The organism is Candidatus Peribacteraceae bacterium, assembly GCA_041661065.1.
Lineage (GTDB): Bacteria > Patescibacteriota > Gracilibacteria > Peribacterales > Peribacteraceae > CAIKAD01.
This window is the reverse complement of the sequence record JBAZVD010000001.1, coordinates 527874-547711: the sequence shown is the minus strand read 5'-3', so window position 1 is coordinate 547711 and position 19838 is coordinate 527874. Positions and strand designations below refer to the sequence as shown.

Below are 19838 nucleotides of genomic sequence, written 5' to 3'. Positions count from 1 at the left end.
AGCTGAACGTCCACAACTGTGTCACATTCCCCCTCTTCATATGCGATTGAATGCAGTGGATTGGATCTCGGGCATCCTCCTCATCATTGGCGGCCTCAACTGGGGCCTTATCGGTCTGTTCCAGTACGATCTCGTGGCGGCCATCTTCGGTCCTTTGTCCGCGGTGAGCAGGGGCATCTACATCGTGGTGGGTATCGCCGCGCTGGCGGAGGCCGTATCGTTCGTGAGCAAGCTTGGGTACAGCGCCACGGAAGAAGCAACGCAAGTGAGGCGCGAGGAAAGCCGGTTGTAATCCTCATTCCTCCAGCTCCGCGAACACCACCAAGCGGCGGTCGTAGTGGCCGAGGGACGTGTCCCACGTCCCCGCGCACGTGATGAGGCGGAGTTTCCTGCCCGTGCCGGTGTAGATCTCCCGCATGGGCGCCGTGCGCACGTCGTACAGCTTCACCGCACGCACGATGAACGAACGCCTGCCGCCGCCGTCATCTTCCACCGAGACCGTATCGCCCACGTTCACGCCGTTCAGTTTCCAAAACACGGCCGGTCCCCCCGCGGTGTCCAATACGCCGTCGATCACCGCGGCGCCTTCCTCTCCGGGGCGGGGGCCCAAGTCGTACCAGCCGGCGTTGAAGGGGCTCTTGGGGATGTCCGGCTTGCGCTCCGGCGTGAGCCCCACCCGTTCGACGTCCGTCGCGAGGCCGATGGACGGAATCTCCAGGCGGACGGGAATGCCGATGGGAAGCGGTTCCGCGTGCGTTACGGGTGTGATGATGTTCCTCGCAAAGGACTCCGAAGTCGTGAGTGACGGCAGACCGTCGGATGCGGCGGTTGCGTCCGGCGATATGAGCGTACGCGGCGCATGGGAAACCGCGCGCGCGGGAACATTGCTGCGGAAGACGGGGGCTTCCACGCCGGGGATGCCGAAGCACGCGAAGAGTGCGGACGTGACGAATAGCAAGAGCAGACGCATGAGCCGGGGGGAATGCGTTGCGGGGAGTGTAGGGATACGGAGGAAGCGTGCACGCAAAAAGCGGAGTTTGTTTCATGGTAGACAATATGAAGGATAATGGTACTATCAACTGCTTCGGTTTTTGTCATCATCCGCTCCCATCCACGCCCATTCATTGATCACAGACACAGTCTGTGGTGAACGGGCATGTCGTGGGAGCATAACGTAGAAGGAGAATGATGATGCGTACGATTGGAACATGCCATTTGGAATTCGTAACCGCTGAAGGCGAGACTGAAGTCATTGATCTGGAAGTGGAATGCCTCCCGTCTATCGTTTCCCTGGCGGTGATACTTGATTTATCACAAGACAAATTGCTCAAAGTGAACTCGATCGTTCAGGCGAACATATCAGAATTAACTCAGGGCGTTCCCTTCAGATTACGATCGCCCAGTGCAACGCTGCGCTCGTTCACGTTCAGGCTTGGTCAGCCATGAAAACGTGCCCCACGACAACAAGTGGCTATCTCATACGGTAGCCACTTTTTATCCTTGGAACAGTATGTATATGACGCACACGGCACGGGAGGTTCAGTGCCTCTGGTGCCTTGCGGCATCCACCAGCACCGCGAGGATCACGGCGGGGACGGCGACGACGATGAGGGAAAGGAGGATGGCCATGTTGGCAAAATGAAGAATGACACTTGTTAATACGTGGAACAGGGTGATTTGTTACGTTCTAAAAAGAAAATTAGTTCATTTCTTAGTGTTTTGGCGGTGTTCGGCGATCAGAGCGGCCACGACGGTGACCACGATGGCGGCGAGGACGGCGAGGGCGACAAGGATGGGAAGCATGGCAATGGAAAAGTGTACTCTTGAATTTGGCGGGTACGATAGTGTTTTGCATGAAAACGACAGAGAAAAGCCCCGCCTTTCGGCAGGGCTCTTCTTTCATTTCTCGCATCGCAGGCAGGAATGATTCGGCTTCGATTACCACACGTGCCTGCTTCTTGGCGGGTATTAGAAGTCCATCCCGCCCATCTCGTCTCCCCCGGGCATGGGGGGCGTTGCGGATTTCTTTTCGGGGATCTCGGCAATCGCCACTTCCAGCGTGAGGAACATGGAGGCGACGGATGCGGCGTTCTCCAGCGCGGAGCGCGTGACTTTCTTGGGATCGATAACCATGGCCTTCACCAGGTCCTCGTACTTCTGGGTCACGGCGTTGTACCCCACGTTGCCCTTTTCCGCCTTCACGCGCTCCACCACCACCTTGCCTTCCAGGCCGGCGTTGTTGGCGATGTGCTGCGCGGGAGCGGTGAGCGCATGGCGGACGATGTCCACGCCTATCGCTTCGTCCTCATTCAGAGTCTTCACCTTGTCCAGGCCTTCGATGGCGCGGATGTAGGCGGTACCGCCGCCGGGGACGATGCCTTCCTCCGCGGCTGCGCGCGTGGCGGAGAGGGCGTCTTCCACGCGGTGCTGCTTCTCCTTCTGTTCAACTTCCGTCGCGGCGCCCACCTTGATCACGGCGACGCCGCCGGAGAGCTTGGCGAGGCGCTCCTGCAGCTTCTCCCTGTCGAAGTCGCTCTTCGTGGTCTCGATGTGCGCCTTGATCTCCGCAACGCGGGAGTTGATGGCGCTCTTGGAACCGCCGCCGTCGATGACGGTGGTGTCGTCCTTCGTCGCCACGATGCGCCGTGCCGTGCCCAGGTCATCCAGCGTCGCGTTCTCCAGCTTGAGCCCGACTTCCTCGGAGATCACGCGGCCCCCCGTGAGGACCGCGATGTCCTTGAGCATTTCCTTGCGGCGGTCGCCGAACGCGGGGGCTTTGACGGCGAGGGTGTTGAACGTGCCGCGGAGCTTGTTGAGCACAAGCGTAGCCAGCGCCTCGCCTTCCACGTTCTCCGCGATGATCACCAGCTCCTTCTTGCCGGAGCGGGCGAGCGCTTCCAGGAGCGGGAGGATCTCCTGGATGCTTCCGATCTTCTTGTCCGTGATGAGGATGGAGGGCTTCTCGAACACGGCCTTCATGGAACCGGGATCCGTGACGAAGTACGCCGAGATGTAGCCTTGGTCGAACTGCATACCCTCCACGTACTCCTTCTCCAGGCCCAGCGTCTGCCCGGCTTCCACCGTGGCGACGCCGTCCTTGCCCACCTCGTCGATCACCTCCGCGATCACCGCGCCCACCACGGGATCCTGGGCGGAAATGGTGGCCACGGCGGCGAACTCCTCCTTCTTGCTGATGGGTTTCTTGATGGACTCCAGATACTTGGTCACCGCATCTACGGCCTTCATGATGCCGTTCTTGATGGAGATGGCGTTCTTGCCGGAGCCCAAGTGCTTGAGGCCTTCCTGCATCATGGCGTAGGCGAGGACGGTGGCGGTGGTGGTGCCGTCGCCGGCCGCGTCATTGGTCTTGGTGGCGGCTTCTTTGACGAGCTGCGCGCCGATGTTCTCGAAAGGGTCCGGGAGCTCGATTTCCTTCGCCACGGTGACGCCGTCCTTGGTGACGGTGGGTCCGCCGTACTTCTTCTCGATGCAGGCGTTACGGCCGAGGGGCCCGAGTGTTGCGGAAACGGCGTTCGCCAGCTTGCCCACGCCTTTCATGAGCTTCTCGCGCGCTTCGTTACCGAAGATGAGTTGCTTGCCAGCCATAGGGATAGGGGGTTAAGGATGAATACGGAAGAGCGGACACAGGCTGCCCGCGGATGAATCAGGAACGGACGATGCCGAGGACGGAATCGAGGTGAAGGATCTTCACTTCAACTTCCTTGCCGGACGTGTCCTTGAGCTTCACGTCGTCGCCGGCGTAGCGGCCATACAGGACTTCGTCGCCCACCTTGAGGTACTTGGTGGGATCAACGGAATCCTTGCCGATGCCGCCTTTGCCGAGGGAGAGGACGGAACCGCGCTGCGGTTTTTCGCCTTTGGCGGTATCGGGAATGACGATGCCGGAGGCGGTGGTCTGTTCCATTTCCAACGGGAGCACGACGACGCGGTCACCGATGGGTTCGATGTTGACCTGGAACTTGGGAAGCGGCTTCTTGGGGGAGGCCATAGGAATGAGGGGGTTAAGAGGAGAGAAGGAAGCTGCAGAAAGCGGATACTGTAGAAGGGGGCTTTGATTGTTTCCACAGCCGGATTAGCAGTCAGTATTTTAGAGTGCTAAACGAAGGAGTCAAGGGATAGGCCGCCGCTCTTCCGTATGCGGCGAAGCAAGGAAGGGCGTACCCTGTAAGATTGAGGGAAGGGAATCGTCGGAAAGTGGGGAGATCGAGGCTGCGGAAAGCGCAGAATGCCATTTACGATCCTGAACATGAAACTCGGACGCACGCTCCGCATCGGCTTGCTGGTCACGGCGCCTCTGCTCATGGGTTTCACGGTACTCTCCGAACGTGACCCGGAGGATCCCCGCGTGTGGAACGTCGTCATCACGCCGGAACAGGGGGAAGAGCTCGACGTGAGGGTGGAAGAAGCCGCGGGTCCGCCGGACCAAGATTCTTCCTCGTCGGATCATGAGCGCGGACGGTGCTTCATCCGTGACGGGGCGTACGTCCGCAGGGAAGTGGGAAGCATTCCCGCGCGCTACATCCCTTGCACCACCACGTATCCCGTTCTGTCCTCCTCCCGCTCTTCATCGCGCTCTTCTACATCTTCTACATCATCTACATCTTCTTCATCCTCCCGCACCTTCACCTCTCACTCGTCTTCCCGAATGACTTCCACCGCTTCCGGCGCACTCAGTGAAGCAGGCCGTTTTCCCTCCGTACGAAATTTCCCCAGTCCCATGTGTGGGCGTGCGATCACCATACCCATCCTTCTGCAGGGGGAGCAGCCGCTTTCCGTGTGCATCCTCTGAGGCGGGAGGATCGTTACTGCGCGGCCACGGCCTGGACAGAGGTGAAGTGCGCGTAGCACGGGGGCCCTTCCGTTCCGCCGGAGAGCGTTTCCTTGGTGAGCGCGAGTGTCACGGGGGTGCGCACGGTGGAGCGCAGGATTTGGCGCGCAAGCTCGGGTGCGATGGTGTAGGTCTTCCGTCCGAATGCGTCGGAATCGTTGACGTAGGTGATGGTTCCGCCTTCGCCCATGCATCCCAGCCCGACGGACTTCTTCCCCACGTAGGCGTTGCCCCTGTTCTGCGTGATGAAACGGTCCATGACGGGAGATCCCGTATTGATGATGCGCAGGAAGACGTAGTCGAAGGCTTGGCAATCGTCCGTTTCCTCCGGGTCGTGTGAGCAGAACGGTTCTTGCACGCGGTTCACAACGGCATATCCGCGCACGTAGGCGGTTCCCGTACCTCCGCCGTCGGAGGAGTCCAGCGAGAACGACCCCGCGGGCAGCGGCGTACCTTTGAGGGCGCTGGCCGTGCAGGCGGTGAGGAGGAACGGAACGAGTAAGAGGAAACAACGTGAGCGCATGCGCACATCCTACTCCGTAAGAGACCGCCATGCACCACGTCGACTACACGATTCCCCCCAACACCATGGCGCACACACGCATTGTCCCGTTGATGGTCACCGGCTCGCTCACCTTCGCCGTGATGGCGCCGGGAGCGGCGGCATTCTCCTTCCCGCAGCCGCAAGGTTACGTGACGGACGCGGCGGGCGTGCTCACGGCGCAGCAGGAACGGATGCTGGAGCGCCAGCTCAAGGGGAACGAGAAGCGGACGGAGGACGAGGTGGCCGTGCTGCTCGTGCGGACGACGGACGGCGGGAATGTGGTGAAGGCCGCGCAAGATGTGGGGAATGCATGGGGCGTGGGGAAGAAGACGGAGAACAACGGCGTGGTCATCTTCCTCTCCGTCAACGAGGGGGCGGTGGCGATGTTCCCCGGCCCCGGCTTGGAACCTTTCCTCCCCAAAGACACGCTGCAAAACATCCTGGAACGGCAGATGATCCCGCGGCTCAAGCGGGGGATGTTCTTCCAGGGGTTACGGAAAGGGATCCGTGCGTTGGAGAAGCAGATCGCGGATGCAAGGGGGAGGGCGGCGGAAGGGGGAAGCGAGGAAGGCTCAGGATGACAGGCAAGCGTCTCCCGCCGCGGAAGTGACCGTGGTGCCGTAGTGCACCGTGAGGTAGTAGCGCCCCTCTTCGGGATTCACGATGATTCCCAAGCCGATCTGCGTAAAGTACGGGTTCACGATGCTGTTGTAGTGGGGCTTGCTCGCCTTGTTCCGTTCCGCAAGGTAGAACCGGAACGTGGAACGGATGGAGCGGATCATCGAAGAGGTGCAATCGTCGGTCGTGCAGCGGTAAGTCCCCCAGCCGATGTTCTCCGTAAAGGTCGTGCGGTTCACGTTGGCGAACGTCACGCCGCGGTCCGCGAACCACTGCTCGATCGCCTTGTAGTCGTAGTACGGTGCGTCCGGAGTGCGCTTGTGGTCCATGGATCCCTTTTCGGAGGAGAGGACGGACCACTCCAGCGCCGTGCGGTGCAGGGCGTCGTTGAGGGTGTAGGGGGCAAGGTCGAGCCGGCGGCGCAGGCGGTTGTTCCACCCCAGCCACGCGTTCTCCACCCTCCGCATCTTCACGCGGGGGACGGATGACACGTCGTCATACGCACAACCACCGCTCCCAGCATGGGCGGCGGGGACGGAGAGGAAGGCCAGCGCGAGGAGGGCAACAATCATTTTGTTCATAGTACTATTCTACGGGAAGGGCGCCCCTCTCTTGCGAAAGGGGCTTGCAACGATGGAATCTGATTTCACAGAGATGAACAAATGGTACAATGAATGTCGTGCCGACGTGGCGGAATTGGTAGACGCGCACGCTTCAGGAGCGTGTATCCGCAAGGATGTGAGAGTTCGAGTCTCTCCGTCGGCACCATTCGGTTTCGCTTCGCGAAACCTCATGGCAAGCCATGCGGTTCGAGCTTCTTCCAACACGGTGCACCATTCGACGGTAAAGGTAGCAGAATATTGCCTAGATATGGCAAGTGCATCATTTATATGGGACACTAGACAATCATGGGGATAGATGTACTCTAGAATAGTTTTTTCATCCTACTTATGCAGAGCTTTACTCTCAATAAAAGTACCCGCGCCCTTCTCGTCACGGGATGCATGTTGAGCATCTTCCTCTCCACGCCCCTCTCCGCGGAAGCGGCGGGAGGAGTGAGAGCAGCACGAAGGAGTGCCAGAGCAAAACGTGCGGCCGTCACAAGCGTACAGAGCACATCCGGAAATGCCGGGGGAGAAGGGAGGGGAGGCACACGAGGCAGGAACTTGCACATGTTTTCTTTTGCTGCAAGCCTCATCTACAAGATGCAATTTCCGGCAGCCGAGGTGAAAGAGGGCAACGAGAAAGTGATTACGTTTACCGATGAGGATATTCGATATATCTGCACCATGAAGAGGATGCTTACCGCTGATACGGGTGAGGACACCGTCGATTGGCTCGCTTCACGCATTGCCTTCCTCACGAAGCGGGATGAGAAACGCGTGGCGAGCATTCTCAAAGACGGCACTGCCTGCACGGGTAAGCCGGCGACAAGCAGACCAAACCGCTAATCGTTACGGGAAGAACGGCTGCTCCGTGCCTCCTCTGACACGATGTCGGAGGGCTCTTCCACGGACCAATCGATGGTACGGGTGCGGCTCGCGCGAACGTCCGCCCGCAGCTGCAGGAGGACGGACTGGTTGCGGCTGAGGGGGAGCGGAGGTTCCAGCGTGATGCGCGCCGTGTCGCCGTCCAGGGAGGGAAGGATGGAGGAGATGCGCGTACGGCTTGCGGTTTCCACGTACAGGTTCCGCATGTCCGTGTTGCGCGCGGAACCCTGGTTGGTGAAGGTGATGGAGCGGATACGCTGGTCCGCAGCATTCCCTCCCGTGAGCAAAAAACGCGCCACCACCCTGCGTGTCCCGTACTCCTTGCTCGTGTGCACGGTGCGGAAATCCACCTTCACATCGGGGGTTGTCGCATGTGTTGTGACGCGAAGAGGAGAGGCGGCGGAAGGCGTTGCTGTGTGCACGGTCACGCCGGTCTGCGTTCCAACATCCGTCACCTCAAACCTGTGTTCACCCGCGGCACGGGCGGAGGAGGAAAAGTTCGCCAGGACGGAGAGCGTCTCTTCCCCGCACGCAGGAACGGTTACGGGGCGCAGGCGCAGCGTGAAGCTGTTGCGTGTGGGAACGCTCACGGCACGTGAAATACGGAGGTTCTCCCGGTATGCGTACACGCGGAGGATATCCGATGCTGCGCCCTTCCCCGTATGGCGGAGGGTGAGGGAGGAGACGGTAACGGGTGAAGCGCAGGAAGCCCGCAGTCGTAGCGTGAGGAAGGGGACGCCCTGCGCGCCCTGCGGTACGACGCTGCCCGCACTCGGGATCACGGTGACGGTGAGGGTGCGGTCTGCGAGGGCGGCCGCTTGTACAAGGGAGAGGGATAGTAGGGGGGCCAGGAGGGCGGTGCCGAGAGGGAGGATCATGAATCTATAGTAGAAGGAGGGCGAGAAAGGTGACAGCGATCCTTCTTTCTTCGTGACAAGACGCATGGAGTGGTAGATCCGGGCATTTCGAATTGTATTAACCCATCCTGCAACATCAAATTATACAGGTAGGCATTTCCCTGTGACACCATACCAAGCGAACTCTTTCCATGATTCATCTTCCCTCACGAACGGCCTCCCGCGTTCTTTCACAGGTCAAAAGGCAGGATCATCTTAAAGGCGGATTCACTCTCATAGAGCTTTTGCTTGTGGTGGGGATCATCGGGGCTCTCGCAAGCGTGGTGATGGAAGCGATAGGCCCCGGGAAAATGCTCCTCTCGGCAAAGGACGCCACAAGAAAGCAGATGGTGAAGGAACTCCAGAACGCCCTGATGCAGTACCAGATTGATGAGGGGACGCTTCCTAGCATCGGCAGCATCGTCACTGCCCCCGATGGAGCGCAGCCCGTCTGCAAGTTCAACGCCGCGGATACATCAAACTGCGTGGACCTGGATGCACTTGTGCCTGAATACCTTGCGGCCATCCCACAAGACACATCGGAAACCAATACGAATTTCTCCGGCTACAAGATCTACCGCGAATCCGGAGGGAGGGCGCAGATCTATTCCACGCATCTCGGGGGATACGCCGATGGGCTCGTGGGATACTGGAGGTTCTACGAAGGGGCGGGGACGACCGTGGCGGACAGTACGGGAAACGGCAGGACTGGAACACTCACAAACAGCCCAATATGGGTCAATGGGAAGCTGGGAAAGGGATTGCAGTTTGACGGGGTGAATGACTTTGTGGCTGTAAACGATCACGATTCTTTGGATGTCACCAATGCAATGACCATATCCGCTTGGGTTTACTGGTCGTCTTCCGGTGTCAGAGAGATGATCCTGAAGAATAATAATGCTAACACGGGTTACGGTCAGTATGAGCTGTACCAGAACAACACCTATGTGTCATTCCGCCTGATGGGCGCGTCTTCGACTCTTACCACCAGTACGCCACTTTCACTGAATGCGTGGCATCATGTTGCCGCAGTATGGGACGGGACGCGGATGAAGATCTTCCTTGACGGGGTACCGGATAACAATTCGGTTTCGTATTCCGGCACCCCCGTGTCCACCACAGGAAGACTGACGTTCGGTGCGTATGCGAATGGGTTGTATCCTTTCAGTGGAATGTTTGACGAGATCCGGATCTATAATCGTGCCATATCAGCCAACGAGGTGGCGATTCTTGCTCGCGGACAACAGGATTAAGAAGATGAAACAACAGAACAGCCTTCCGCTGTTCCTGAATCCCAATACGATTTCCTCATCCTGCAACATCAAATCTTTCAGATAGGCAATTCCGTGTGACACCATAGCTAGCGTACTCTTTCCATGCTTCATCTTCCCTCACGAGCGGCCTCCCGCTTTCTTTCACGGATCAAGAGGCAGGATCGTCAGAAAGGCGGCCTGCCCTGCATAGTCCGCAGGACGAAGGAGGGGTTCACCCTCATCGAGCTCCTGCTCGTGGTGGGGATCATTGGGGCTTTGGCGAGCGTGGTGATGGAAGCGATCGGCCCCAGGAAGATGCTCCTCTCCGCGAAGGATGCTTCCAGAAAGCAGACCGTGCGGGAACTGCAGAATGCCCTCACGCAGTACCAGATTGAGGAGGGGACGCTCCCCAATGCGCAGAGCATCATCATGGCGGATGACGGGGCCAAGCCCATCTGCAAACAGGGGGTGACGACGGATGCGACCTGTGTGAACCTGGATGCCCTCATCCCCGAGTACATCGCCGCCCTTCCGCAGGATACGTCGGAAACGAATGCCAATTACACCGGGTACAAGGTGTACAGGGAGCCTCTGGGAGGGAGGCCGGCGGTAGCCTCCGCATATGTGGGAGGATATGCGGAAGGGAGAATGGGATACTGGAGGTTCTTCGAGGGGGCGGGAACCACGGTTGCGGACAGCTCGGGGAACAATGTGACGGGGACGTTCGTCAACAATGTGCAATGGACGGAGGGGAGAACGGGGAAAGGCGCGCGCATCGACAACATCAGCAGCGGCATCTCCGTTGCACGGAACTTTGTGGGATTGGAGGACTATACTTTTGCAGCCTGGGTCAATCTCAAAGGAAACCACAAGAATTATACGGGAACCATCATGAGTTCCGGGGATTGGAACACCTCGCACTGGGCCTTCGGGATTTCCCAAACCAATACGTCCCTCCAAGTGCGTGGCCCCACCCTGTCGCGCAACTATTCCTTCTCCCTCAATACCTGGTACCACGTCTGTGCGGTGAGGGCTGCGAACAAAGTGACGTTCTACGTCAACGGCTCTCCCATCGGTTCCCTCACGGCTTCGACGAATACGCTCGTGAGTAACGCAGCGAATACCATGATAGGGAGAGAAACCTATGCGGGAGGGTATTTTTCCTTCAACGGCATCATTGATGATGCGGCCGTCTATAACCGCGCGTTGTCCGACTATGAAGTGAAACTCTTGGCAGGCAACCAGTTGTATTGAGGCTTCCGTTCCCTTTGTGTCATCATAGCGGCATGAAGAGCAGACTCCTCGAGAACCTTTCCCGTGCGACGCTCCTCATTCTCCTCGTCTTTGGCGTCCTGTGGCGCGGAGGGAAAGGGATTGAATCCACATGGCTGCTCGTTGCGGTGGCGGGGCTCTTGACGTTGGCGACGTACTTCATCAAGGGAGGAGCGCAGGAGGGGAGGGGAATGCCGTCGGTGCCTTGGTCATCTGCGATGCTCTTCGTCGCGTGGACGATCCTCAGCTTCCTGTTCTCGCTCACGCGCAACTACGGTCTGGATGAGGTTCTCCGTGACGGCGCTCTCATCCTCCTGCTCCTCTGGGCGGCGCGGTGGATGCGCAATGAGAAGGGGGAATTCCATCCCTTCGTCAACGCCTTTCTCAACGTCGTCATCATCCTCACGTTCATTGCGTGCGCGACGGGGACGGCGGTGTACGTGTTCCAGCCGGTGAACAGGCTCGTAGGTTCTTTCTTCTACTACCGCTTCTCCACGGACTACTGGCCGAACGCCTGGGCGGAATTCCTGCTTCTCGCTTGGCCCGTCGTTCTCCTGTGGATGACGCGTGCGGCGGAAGGCCGCATGAAAGTGATGCGCGCGGCGCTCTTGGGATGGGTGCTGGGGTGCTTCTTCCTCAGTTATTCACGCGGCGCAACGGTGGCGTTTGCGGGGCAACTCCTCTTGCTGGCGGTCTTCCTCCCGCGCGGCGTGAAACTGCGCAAGGCACTGTGGCCGTTACTCCGCACGGTGATCATCGCTGTTTCCGTCGCCCTCGCAACCTTCATGGCGGTGAACGCCGTGCGTGTCCGGTTCCATCCCGTGATATCCGTTGCGGAAAAGATCACCTTCACGGCCGACGAAGGGTCTTCTTCCTTCACGGAGCGGACGGCGTTCTTCCGTCAGGCATCGTTGCTTGCCTATATGCGGCCGCTCTTCGGGTGGGGCCCCTACAGCTTCCGCTTCGCGCAGCCGCGGCTGCAGGAGACGGTGCTGCAGACTTCCGACCATCCGCATAACATGTTGTTGAAGTACGCAGCGGAGAGGGGAGTTGCGGCGGCCTTCCTGTTCATCATCCTCGTTGGTTCCATCCTACTCCCAACAGGATGGCGGCTCCTTCGACAGGGGAAGGCGAGAGAAGAAGGATTCACAACGTCACTGCTCTTTGTCGCCGTCGCCGGCGTGCTCGCCCACAACCTCATCGATTACAACCTGCAGTTCGTCGGCATCGTGATGCCGCTCTTCTTCTTTCTGGGGCTTCTTGCACCCACACCGCGCAAACCGGTGAAGCCGCGCACGCAAAGGCTGCGACGCATGGCGGAGATCCTCCTGGCGACGGTCATCCTTGTTGTGGCTACGGCGGAGTTCCCCTTCCTCGTCACGAGCTCGCTTGGACGACACGCGGAGGTGGCGGGGAAAACGCAGGAAGCGCAGGAATGGTATGCGCGCGCAGCGAACGACATCTTCCCGCGCGATATACTCCTCAGCCGCGCCATCCTGTACATGGATGTGAACGCCTCCCTCGATGCGGAGAGGGTGGTGCGGGAGTACTTGCGGACGAACGGCGAGGACGCGCGCGCATGGAAGCTGTTGGGAGAACTGCAACTGAAAACCTTCCACGCGAGCGAGGCCGTGGATTCCTTCCGCCAGGCGTACCTGTTGTCGCGATGGAATGACGTCGGCGTCGTGCGCGGATACCTGCAGTCGCTCGCAGAGGCGGGGAAGGGCGGGGAAATCGGCGAGCAGGGCGGGGAGATCCTGGCTTTGATGGAAGCATTCGCAACGGCCATCCGGAACAATACGCATTTCATCACGCTCTCGGGAAACGTGGAGCAATATGTGGAGCTCTCCACGCTTGCGGAGCGCTTGTTCGGCGCCGAGGGGGAACGCATACGCGGCTGGGTGCGTACCGTGGAAGAGAGCGCGCAAGAGACGCGCTTGGAATTCTCCTCACGGAGGCCGGGGTATTTGTGGTAATGCAAAAACCCCCCTACCTTGCGGGCAGGGGGGGCGCTCTTTCCGTTAGGGAAGACAGAGATACTTCCTCATATGCATGTCTGTCTCCAGTTGCCGTATGATCTTCAAGTCTCCGGTCTTGAAGAAGACTGCATTCGCGATGCCCAAGAAGGAATTGTCAGATTCGCTTCCGGAAACCGTGTAGAGGAGTATGTCATCATCGAATTGACGAGCGATTGTGAGAATGTGTTCCGTTTTTTGCTCGCCGATTTCCGTATCAACGATGATTGCGTCAGGCTCAACCTCATGCAGCATGGAGTCGACCTCTCCGGGGGTGACGATGACCAGGATACAAAACGGTTTCCCCTTACTCTCTCTCATCATTCCATTGATCAATAATGAATCCTGAGAAATGAGGAAGACTTTTGCTGTTACCAAAGAAAAGAGTCTCTCCATCGGCATGTTCCTTTCCTTGAAGAATTTGACCAGGCACTCCACAGAAATACGGCGTTCTTTTGTCCCCGGGATTTTGTATCCCTTCAACATGCCGCTGTCACACCATCGTCTTACAGTACTGCATGAGACACCACATACCTTGGCGACTTGACCGGTTGAGAGGACTTTCATCACATTCTCCTTTCACTATAGGCATTGGTCATTCCGCAATGCGCGAAACGATCGTTGTTAAAGACCAAAATACACAGAAAGAGTAACCGTCAGACTACACTCTTCATAACAAGAGTCAATGAGCGTCAAGTTCGGGGAGGACGGCCCGGGGGAGCAGATGGTATGGAGAGGAGAAGGCGGAAGGTGGCACCGGAAATTGACACTGCAAAGCATCAAACATCCTCCCCTCACCGCAGCGAGGGAAGATAATGGATGTTCTGCCACCGACGCTGCGTTCCGGCTTCGGTGGGGGCACCGGCGTCACTCCTATCCGCAAACCTCTTACAGTTGGTTCGGGAGGCTCATCACCATGCTTATCGTGAGGAAGGTGATGAGAAGCGCGTGCATGAACACGAGCTGGAGTGAAGCGTTTTGTGTGAATTGCTTCACGAGTTTCATCATAGGGCAAAAGACGGGAAGGGGGGGAGTTTACGGATAGGAGTAGTAATGTCCAGTAGCCTTTGACTTGTCCTTTTAAATGAATTGCTTTGAACTAATGTATAGAGAACGAACCAGAGGTGTTGAAAGACGCTGCAGGAGCGACAATAGAACTAGAACACAATGAGTAAATATTGTGTACATCGGATTGAAAAGGCAGGTGCATGGAGATACTAGACTAGATCAGTAAATGTATTCCGGATCTATATGAAGAGACAACAAAGAAGATTTGTGTATGTTTGCTTCCACAATGGAAAGCGTAAGGAATGGTCGGGGCGAAAGGACTTGAACCTTCGACCTCACGGTCCCGAACCGTGCGCTCTAGCCAACTGAGCTACGCCCCGATGCGTGAAGTATACTCAAAATCCTTCCGTCACATAGGGCATACTTGCAGCCGCCGGAAGAAAAACACATGAATGGGCGGGTGGACGTGTACCATTCCGCCTGCTCGTCCGTAGTATCATTGTACGAACGTCCCCCCCCCAACCATGGTCCGCATCACCCCGCTTCGCATCACCGTGCTCGTTCTCGCAGTACTCGCGATCGGAACGATCAAACTCATCTGGCTGTATGGTGGGACGGTACCGCAAGCGGGAACGCCGCAGACGTTTGAGGAATGCGCGGCGAGCGGATATCCCGTGATGGAATCCTACCCGCGGCGCTGCCGATTCCCCGATGGGACGATGGTGACGGAGGACATTCCGGGATCCTCTTCCCTTGCCGCAGCGTCTTCCTCTTCCGAAGACGGCGTCATCCGCGTGTACTTCGGCAACAGCGTCCGCGACCCGCAGGTTCTGGATTGCGGCGTGACGTTCGCGGCGGAGCGGAGGATTGAGGGGCGGTCGGATGCCGCACGGGCCGCACTGGAGGAACTGTTGCGGGGACCGACGGAGGCGGAACGTGCGCAGGGATTCTTCACGTCCATTCCGGAAGGCGTTACGGTACGCGCGTTCACGCTGGAGGACGGCGTGGCGAAGGCTGAGTTCGATGCCGCGCTGGAGCAAGGCGTGGGTGGCTCCTGCCGTGTCACCGCCATCCGTTCCCAAATTACGAACACCCTCAAGCAGTTCTCGGAGGTGAGGGATGTCGTACTATCCGTGGACGGCAGGGTTGAGGATATTCTTCAACCGTAAGGAGAGAACGGTGTTCGGTGTTCAGCGAACAAAGTTTGGGGAAGCTCACGTTGTTCTTTGCGAAGGATTTGCTACCATATCTTCATTCTTCCCCATTCCACATGAAACTTCGTCCTTGGATTATCGTTCTCATCATCGTCGTCATCCTCGGCGGATGGCTCTGGACCGGTTTCAACGGTCTCGTTGCGGCGCGCGAAGGCGTGGACGCGTCCTGGGCGCAGGTGCAGACCATGTACCAACGCCGCGCGGACCTGATCCCCAACGTCGTGAATACCGTTAAAGGATCGGCGGATTTCGAGCAATCCACGCTTACAGCCGTCACCAACGCGCGGAGCGCTTGGGCGGCGGCGCAAGCCGGTTCGCAAGGCCAGCAAGTTGCGGCGGCACAGGGTTTGGACAGCGCCATCTCCCGCCTCCTCGTGACGGTGGAAGCGTATCCGCAGCTGCGTTCCACGCAGGCGTTCCGGGACCTGATCACGGAACTCGAAGGAACGGAGAACAGGGTTGCCACGGCACGCCGTGACTACAACGAAACGGTGCGCGGGTACAACGTGCGCGTGAAGACGTTCCCCACCAACCTGATGGCGGGGATGTTCGGCTTTACGCCGGCAGAGATGTTCGAAGCAACCCCCGGCGCCGAGACGGCTCCGGAAGTGGATTTCGGCTCTTCCTCCGCTGAGGCGGCCTCCGCAGCTCCGGTTGTCTCTTCCGCCGCCGCATCCCTATGATGTCCCATCGCCGTCTCTTCACACCCGTCGCTGGGTTCGCCGCGTTTGCGTGCGCCGTCGTCCTCTTCGCGCCCCATGCCGCAGCGTTCACGGTTCCCGTGAATGACGGGTACGTGACCGACCTCACCTCAACACTCCTGCCGGAGCAGGATGAGCAGCTGGAAGCAACGCTCCGCGCGTTCGAGAAGGAGACGAGCAACCAGATTGCCGTGCTTATGGTCCAGAGCCTCAGCGGATCCACCATCAACGAAGTGGGAGTGCAGGTGGGGCGTTCCTGGGGCGTGGGGTCAAAGGAGAACGATAACGGCATCCTGATGCTCATTGCGCTCGCGGACCGGGAGCTTGGCATCCTCACGGGATACGGTTTGGAAGGAGCGGTTCCGGATATCGTGGCGAAGGGGATCATCGATGAGGACATCACGCCGCAGTTTCGCGATGGGAAGTACTACGAAGGAGTTGTCGCGGGCATCGAATCGCTCAAGAAGCACATCGGCGGGGAATACACGGCGGAACGGTACGGTGAAAACGAATGGGGAGGGGCATTCCCGGGTATCCTGTTCGCAGGCTTTGTGGTCCTTCAATTCCTCGGCGCGCTGCTTGGCCATTCCAAGTCGTGGTGGCTGGGAGGAGTTCTCGGCGGTGTCTTGGGGATCATCCTGCTGATGATCTTCGGCTGGTGGCTCACCATTCCCGTTCTCGTGGCGGTGGGGCTCTTGTTCGATTTCATCGTTTCGCGCATGCCGCGAACGGGAAAACATCGGGGCGGGAGGTTTTGGGGAGGGTGGGGAGGGGGCATGGGTGGAGGCGGAGGCGGAGGGTTCGGCGGCTTTGGTGGAGGCTCGTTCGGCGGCGGAGGCGCCAGTGGAAAGTGGTGAGAAAGTTATTCCCTCTCAGTCCGGTACTGGCGGAAGCATGAGCGTTCAGGCACACTGAGATCCGGTCTTTCCGCATCCTATGCGCCGAATTGTCCTGCGCGGCCCTGCAGCGCTCCTCCTCCTCACGGCCTGTGCACCGAGCGCCCTTCCACCGCAGGAAGTGATGCGGCGCGCAACTGCGGCAAGCCAGACGTTGGAGTCTGCGTCGTTCCAGGCGGAAGGGTATGTGCAGGGGTGGGATGCGGAACGGCGGAGATGGGATTTCACGCTTTCACACGGCGTACTGAAAGACGGGGGGAAGCAAGTGCAATTTACGCTCATGTTGAAACAGGAGGATGTTGCGCGGGAGGAAACGGTCGTGGACATGGCCATGCTCTATCCTTGCGACCTCTACCTCAAGCCGATCAGGGTTGCGTCCGGTGCATCACTCCTGGGGATTTCGCACGGGCAACTCGATTCCATGAAAGGGGAATGGTGGAGGATGAGCTGCAAGGGCAGCACGGCGGTGATGCCAACGACGCCCGACCCCGCGTCCGTAACGCGCCAATCCGACGTGTTGATGGTGAAGAAGGAGTGGGAGAGGGAAGAGATCCATGGGAGGGATGCGTACCATTACGGCATCGGACTGGATGCCGACAAACTCACGGCGTACATCGCTTCCTTCTCCTCGGGCTTGGGCGGTGGAGAGGAGCAGGTGTTGTCACTTCTCGGCGAAGAAAAGATCGGCGGCGAATTGTGGGTGGATGCGGAATCATTCTACCTGCACCGGCTGGTGTGGAACTTGCAAGACGTCCGGAAGGGCGGTGCCAGCGTGCCGGTGGGGATGTTTGACCTTCAATTGCAGGACCATGATGGCGTACTATCATCCACGCTCCCCGCGCGCGCGCGGCTCCTCACGGGAGTGACGCTCACGGATACCGATTTGCCGTCGCTCATTCCCGCACTCCTGCCTGTACGGTAAACTTCCATCCGCTCCTCGCGTATGCCCGCACTCCCCACCCCCCCGCAAAAAGCAACGTCAGCCGTGGACGGCGTGATGAAGCCGGCAACGGTGGCCGCCGCCAACAAGGCTGCGCCTGTTCCGGTGGATACGGCCGTGCGGAGGCAGAAGCAAATGCTTGTGACGCTGGGAGGGCTCCTCTATGGGGCGTACATCCTGTGGTGCTTCGCGCTCATGGCCATGCTTCCAAGCACGGATCCCGCGCTCGTCTCGCTTACCAAAGTCGGTGTGCTCACGGTGGCTTTTGGTGGAGGCGTTCTCCTCATCATCGGATTTATTCTATTGCAGCGCGTTTCTCGCCCCCAACTCTCCACGTATGCGCGGAGGAAGGGGCTCCTGCGTCTTCTGTTCACATTCGTCCCCGGACTCCTCATCAGCGTGGCGGTGCCGTTCGTGATCCTGCGTCAAACGCCGCTTCCCATCGATATCGTTTCGCCGAAAGACGTGAAGGACCTTATCGCACCGGTCCCGGTGACGTTCAGCATGGAACGTTCCGTGGAACTCCTCAAACAATTGGGACGCGTGCCCATCAAGTACGAATGGTTTACGGATAACAGCGGAAAGCTGACGGAGACGACCGTATCGCCGCAGACCACCGCCGTCTTCAAGCGGGCCGGCGTGTATTCCATCGGCGTCCGTCTGACGCTCGATGACGGCACGATGCGGAGAGTCACGCGCTCGCTCTTGATTCAGGAGGAGGTGTTCTCCGTCACACCCGAACCGGTCGTGGTGAAGAAAGTTGTGCAATTCAGTATCGCCCACCTCCTCTCGGATCCCAAGCAGCTGACGCAGGTGCAGTGGGACTTCGACGGGAACGGCGTGACGGATGAAACCACGCAGAAGGCGGTCATCGACCACATCTTCTATGCCGTCGATACGTACAACGTCACGGCGCTCATCGAATTGCAGAACCAGACGCAGAAGACGTACAAGAGGAAGGTTACGGTACAGAGCCCGCCGCCGTTGCCGTTCCCCCTCACGCTGAAAACGGACCTGAAGAAGCTTATCGGCCCCGCGCCCTTCGGCGTGGTGTTCACGGTGGAAACGGATGAGCCGTTGGAGGAGCTGTATTGGAGCTTCGGGGACGGGGAGCAGCAGACAGGCGTGGAACTGCGCAGGGCGGGCCACACGTTCAAAACACCCGGCACGTACGGCGTGGTGCTCCGTGCGCGGTCCTCAAGCGGCGCCAAGCTTGCGGCGGAAGTGACATCGGTGGTGCGCGTAACGCCCGAGCTCAACATCAGCGACTTGCAATTGGAGGGCAGCCCGGAAATGAAGAACAATACGGTGAGCGGTGAAATGCCGCTGAACGTGGAGCTCACGCCCAAAACATCCCAGCCGCTCATCCAATTTTCATGGGATTACCCCGAGGACATCACGGCAAGCGTGGACGGCACGACGTTCAAAGGAATCTTCCGTAAGCAGGGGAAGTTCCATGTAACGCTCATTGCGGAAGACCCCAGCGGCAGTTCGCGTCGCACGCAAATCATCATCGACGTGCTGCCACCGGCCGCTGAACCGGTGATCGACATGCAGCCGGAAGGCGGCATGGCGCCGCTGCGCGTGGTGTTCGACGCTTCACAGACGTTCATTCCGGAGGGGGAGAAGATCGCCGGTTACAAGTGGTTCTTCGGCGATGAGGGGAACGGGGGGAATGATGCCGTAACGGGAGGATCCCGTGTGGAACACACGTACGAGAAGGCGGGGGAGTACAAGGTGAAGCTCGTCCTCGTGACGTCGCTGGGGAAGGAATATACGACGGAAAGGACCCTCATCGTTCGCCGTCCCGTCCTCTCCGCTTGCGCCACGGCAAGCCGCCTTACGCTTGCGGCGGGAGGCTCCGTGAAGCTTGACGCTTCCTGTTCCACGGGAAGCCCCGCAGGGTACCTGTGGGATATCCGCCGTTCCGACCGACCGAACTTCATTGTCGGGCAGAGTGACAAGGAAGAGTACGTACACGTCTTCGACCAGGCGGGGGAGTACACCGTCACCTTGACGATCGAGGATGGGGACGGCTACCAGGATTCCCGCACATTGACCATGATGGTCACCCCCTGAATACTCCCGTCACATTATCCTTCCCTTTTCCGACCGTATGAAGAAAAGCGTCATCCGCACCGT

The 19838-nt window shown here is 58.9% G+C and carries 19 protein-coding genes and 2 tRNA genes; 13 read left to right on the top strand and 8 right to left on the bottom strand.

The genetic code is table 11. From position 1 onward, the window contains the following. Positions 1-40 precede the first annotated feature (40 nt). The gene (locus WC698_02510) at positions 41-292 is read left to right on the top strand and encodes a DUF378 domain-containing protein (GenBank protein MFA6039109.1); all 252 of its coding nucleotides are present in this window, start codon (positions 41-43) and stop codon (positions 290-292) included. 3 nt (positions 293-295) lie between these two features. On the opposite strand, the gene WC698_02505 is transcribed toward WC698_02510, so the two are convergent. The 3 genes from WC698_02505 to WC698_02495 all read right to left on the bottom strand — a co-directional run bounded on the left by WC698_02505 (position 296) and on the right by WC698_02495 (position 4009). After that, entirely contained in the window at positions 296-970 is a 675-nt protein-coding gene (locus tag WC698_02505) for a class F sortase (GenBank protein ID MFA6039108.1), read from the bottom strand. 998 nt (positions 971-1968) lie between these two features. Beyond that, complete coding sequence (gene groL, locus WC698_02500) at positions 1969-3606, bottom strand: chaperonin GroEL (GenBank protein MFA6039107.1); 1638 nt, start codon at positions 3604-3606, stop codon at positions 1969-1971. Positions 3607-3664: 58 nt separating this feature from the next. After that, on the bottom strand, positions 3665-4009 hold the full coding sequence (locus WC698_02495) for a co-chaperone GroES (protein ID MFA6039106.1): 345 nt from the start codon (positions 4007-4009) through the stop codon (positions 3665-3667). Positions 4010-4267: 258 nt separating this feature from the next. Here WC698_02495 and WC698_02490 point away from each other — a divergent pair, with 258 nt between their 5' ends. Continuing rightward, positions 4268-4810: a hypothetical protein gene (locus WC698_02490; GenBank protein ID MFA6039105.1), complete on the top strand. Its 543-nt coding sequence runs from the start codon at positions 4268-4270 to the stop codon at positions 4808-4810. A 13-nt stretch (positions 4811-4823) separates the two neighbouring features. Here the strand turns inward: WC698_02490 and WC698_02485 are convergent, their stop codons facing one another. Next, the gene (locus WC698_02485; GenBank protein MFA6039104.1) at positions 4824-5372 is read right to left on the bottom strand and encodes a hypothetical protein; all 549 of its coding nucleotides are present in this window, start codon (positions 5370-5372) and stop codon (positions 4824-4826) included. 29 nt (positions 5373-5401) lie between these two features. On the opposite strand from WC698_02485, the gene WC698_02480 reads away from it, so the two are divergent. Continuing rightward, a complete protein-coding gene (locus WC698_02480) occupies positions 5402-5974 on the top strand; it encodes a TPM domain-containing protein (GenBank protein ID MFA6039103.1) in 573 nt (190 codons plus the stop codon). Here WC698_02480 and WC698_02475 read toward each other — a convergent pair. After that, complete coding sequence (locus tag WC698_02475) at positions 5966-6592, bottom strand: CAP domain-containing protein (protein ID MFA6039102.1); 627 nt, start codon at positions 6590-6592, stop codon at positions 5966-5968. The genes WC698_02480 and WC698_02475 overlap by 9 nt on opposite strands. Before the next feature lie 100 nt (positions 6593-6692). Between WC698_02475 and WC698_02470 the strand changes: the two genes are divergently transcribed. Further along, positions 6693-6779 (top strand) — tRNA-Leu (locus WC698_02470). 182 nt (positions 6780-6961) lie between these two features. Next, positions 6962-7462: a hypothetical protein gene (locus WC698_02465; GenBank protein MFA6039101.1), complete on the top strand. Its 501-nt coding sequence runs from the start codon at positions 6962-6964 to the stop codon at positions 7460-7462. Here the strand turns inward: WC698_02465 and WC698_02460 are convergent. Then, complete coding sequence (locus tag WC698_02460; GenBank protein MFA6039100.1) at positions 7459-8379, bottom strand: hypothetical protein; 921 nt, start codon at positions 8377-8379, stop codon at positions 7459-7461. The genes WC698_02465 and WC698_02460 overlap by 4 nt on opposite strands. Before the next feature lie 170 nt (positions 8380-8549). Between WC698_02460 and WC698_02455 the strand changes: the two genes are divergently transcribed. The 3 genes from WC698_02455 (at position 8550) to WC698_02445 (ending at position 12898) form a co-directional block, all read left to right on the top strand. Further along, complete coding sequence (locus tag WC698_02455) at positions 8550-9650, top strand: LamG-like jellyroll fold domain-containing protein (GenBank protein ID MFA6039099.1); 1101 nt, start codon at positions 8550-8552, stop codon at positions 9648-9650. A gap of 123 nt (positions 9651-9773) precedes the next feature. Continuing rightward, the gene (locus tag WC698_02450) at positions 9774-10904 is read left to right on the top strand and encodes a LamG-like jellyroll fold domain-containing protein (GenBank protein MFA6039098.1); all 1131 of its coding nucleotides are present in this window, start codon (positions 9774-9776) and stop codon (positions 10902-10904) included. A gap of 32 nt (positions 10905-10936) precedes the next feature. Continuing rightward, on the top strand, positions 10937-12898 hold the full coding sequence (locus tag WC698_02445) for an O-antigen ligase family protein (protein MFA6039097.1): 1962 nt from the start codon (positions 10937-10939) through the stop codon (positions 12896-12898). Between the two features lie 45 nt (positions 12899-12943). On the opposite strand, the gene WC698_02440 is transcribed toward WC698_02445, so the two are convergent. Next, positions 12944-13504 carry a helix-turn-helix domain-containing protein gene (locus tag WC698_02440; GenBank protein MFA6039096.1) on the bottom strand — a complete coding sequence of 187 codons (561 nt, stop codon included), beginning with the start codon at positions 13502-13504 and terminating at the stop codon, positions 12944-12946. Positions 13505-14248: 744 nt separating this feature from the next. Further along, positions 14249-14325 (bottom strand) — tRNA-Pro (locus WC698_02435). Between the two features lie 144 nt (positions 14326-14469). Here WC698_02435 and WC698_02430 point away from each other — a divergent pair. The 5 genes from WC698_02430 (at position 14470) to WC698_02410 (ending at position 19775) form a co-directional block, all read left to right on the top strand. Beyond that, a complete protein-coding gene (locus WC698_02430) occupies positions 14470-15114 on the top strand; it encodes a GerMN domain-containing protein (GenBank protein MFA6039095.1) in 645 nt (214 codons plus the stop codon). Between the two features lie 101 nt (positions 15115-15215). Continuing rightward, a complete protein-coding gene (locus WC698_02425; protein ID MFA6039094.1) occupies positions 15216-15842 on the top strand; it encodes a LemA family protein in 627 nt (208 codons plus the stop codon). Next, entirely contained in the window at positions 15842-16717 is an 876-nt protein-coding gene (locus WC698_02420; protein ID MFA6039093.1) for a TPM domain-containing protein, read from the top strand. Before WC698_02425 ends, WC698_02420 begins: the two co-directional genes overlap by 1 nt. A 79-nt stretch (positions 16718-16796) precedes the next feature. Further along, a complete protein-coding gene (locus WC698_02415; GenBank protein MFA6039092.1) occupies positions 16797-17678 on the top strand; it encodes a hypothetical protein in 882 nt (293 codons plus the stop codon). Positions 17679-17699: 21 nt separating this feature from the next. Beyond that, a complete protein-coding gene (locus WC698_02410; GenBank protein MFA6039091.1) occupies positions 17700-19775 on the top strand; it encodes a PKD domain-containing protein in 2076 nt (691 codons plus the stop codon). Positions 19776-19838 lie beyond the last annotated feature (63 nt).

What these genes read in the sequence shown, in the direction of transcription:
- WC698_02460 (MFA6039100.1), bottom strand. Translation starts at nt 8,379, where the DNA reads ATGATCCTCCCTCTCGGCACCGCCCTCCTGGCCCCCCTACTATCCCTC.
- WC698_02440 (MFA6039096.1), bottom strand. Translation starts at nt 13,504, where the DNA reads ATGAAAGTCCTCTCAACCGGTCAAGTCGCCAAGGTATGTGGTGTCTCA.
- WC698_02480 (MFA6039103.1), top strand. Translation starts at nt 5,402, where the DNA reads ATGCACCACGTCGACTACACGATTCCCCCCAACACCATGGCGCACACA.
- WC698_02465 (MFA6039101.1), top strand. Translation starts at nt 6,962, where the DNA reads ATGCAGAGCTTTACTCTCAATAAAAGTACCCGCGCCCTTCTCGTCACG.
- WC698_02505 (MFA6039108.1), bottom strand. Translation starts at nt 970, where the DNA reads ATGCGTCTGCTCTTGCTATTCGTCACGTCCGCACTCTTCGCGTGCTTC.
- WC698_02415 (MFA6039092.1), top strand. Translation starts at nt 16,797, where the DNA reads ATGCGCCGAATTGTCCTGCGCGGCCCTGCAGCGCTCCTCCTCCTCACG.
- WC698_02510 (MFA6039109.1), top strand. Translation starts at nt 41, where the DNA reads ATGCGATTGAATGCAGTGGATTGGATCTCGGGCATCCTCCTCATCATT.
- WC698_02455 (MFA6039099.1), top strand. Translation starts at nt 8,550, where the DNA reads ATGATTCATCTTCCCTCACGAACGGCCTCCCGCGTTCTTTCACAGGTC.
- WC698_02485 (MFA6039104.1), bottom strand. Translation starts at nt 5,372, where the DNA reads ATGCGCTCACGTTGTTTCCTCTTACTCGTTCCGTTCCTCCTCACCGCC.
- WC698_02445 (MFA6039097.1), top strand. Translation starts at nt 10,937, where the DNA reads ATGAAGAGCAGACTCCTCGAGAACCTTTCCCGTGCGACGCTCCTCATT.
- WC698_02475 (MFA6039102.1), bottom strand. Translation starts at nt 6,592, where the DNA reads ATGAACAAAATGATTGTTGCCCTCCTCGCGCTGGCCTTCCTCTCCGTC.
- WC698_02430 (MFA6039095.1), top strand. Translation starts at nt 14,470, where the DNA reads ATGGTCCGCATCACCCCGCTTCGCATCACCGTGCTCGTTCTCGCAGTA.
- groL (MFA6039107.1), bottom strand. Translation starts at nt 3,606, where the DNA reads ATGGCTGGCAAGCAACTCATCTTCGGTAACGAAGCGCGCGAGAAGCTC.
- WC698_02495 (MFA6039106.1), bottom strand. Translation starts at nt 4,009, where the DNA reads ATGGCCTCCCCCAAGAAGCCGCTTCCCAAGTTCCAGGTCAACATCGAA.
- WC698_02490 (MFA6039105.1), top strand. Translation starts at nt 4,268, where the DNA reads ATGAAACTCGGACGCACGCTCCGCATCGGCTTGCTGGTCACGGCGCCT.
- WC698_02425 (MFA6039094.1), top strand. Translation starts at nt 15,216, where the DNA reads ATGAAACTTCGTCCTTGGATTATCGTTCTCATCATCGTCGTCATCCTC.
- WC698_02450 (MFA6039098.1), top strand. Translation starts at nt 9,774, where the DNA reads ATGCTTCATCTTCCCTCACGAGCGGCCTCCCGCTTTCTTTCACGGATC.
- WC698_02410 (MFA6039091.1), top strand. Translation starts at nt 17,700, where the DNA reads ATGCCCGCACTCCCCACCCCCCCGCAAAAAGCAACGTCAGCCGTGGAC.
- WC698_02420 (MFA6039093.1), top strand. Translation starts at nt 15,842, where the DNA reads ATGTCCCATCGCCGTCTCTTCACACCCGTCGCTGGGTTCGCCGCGTTT.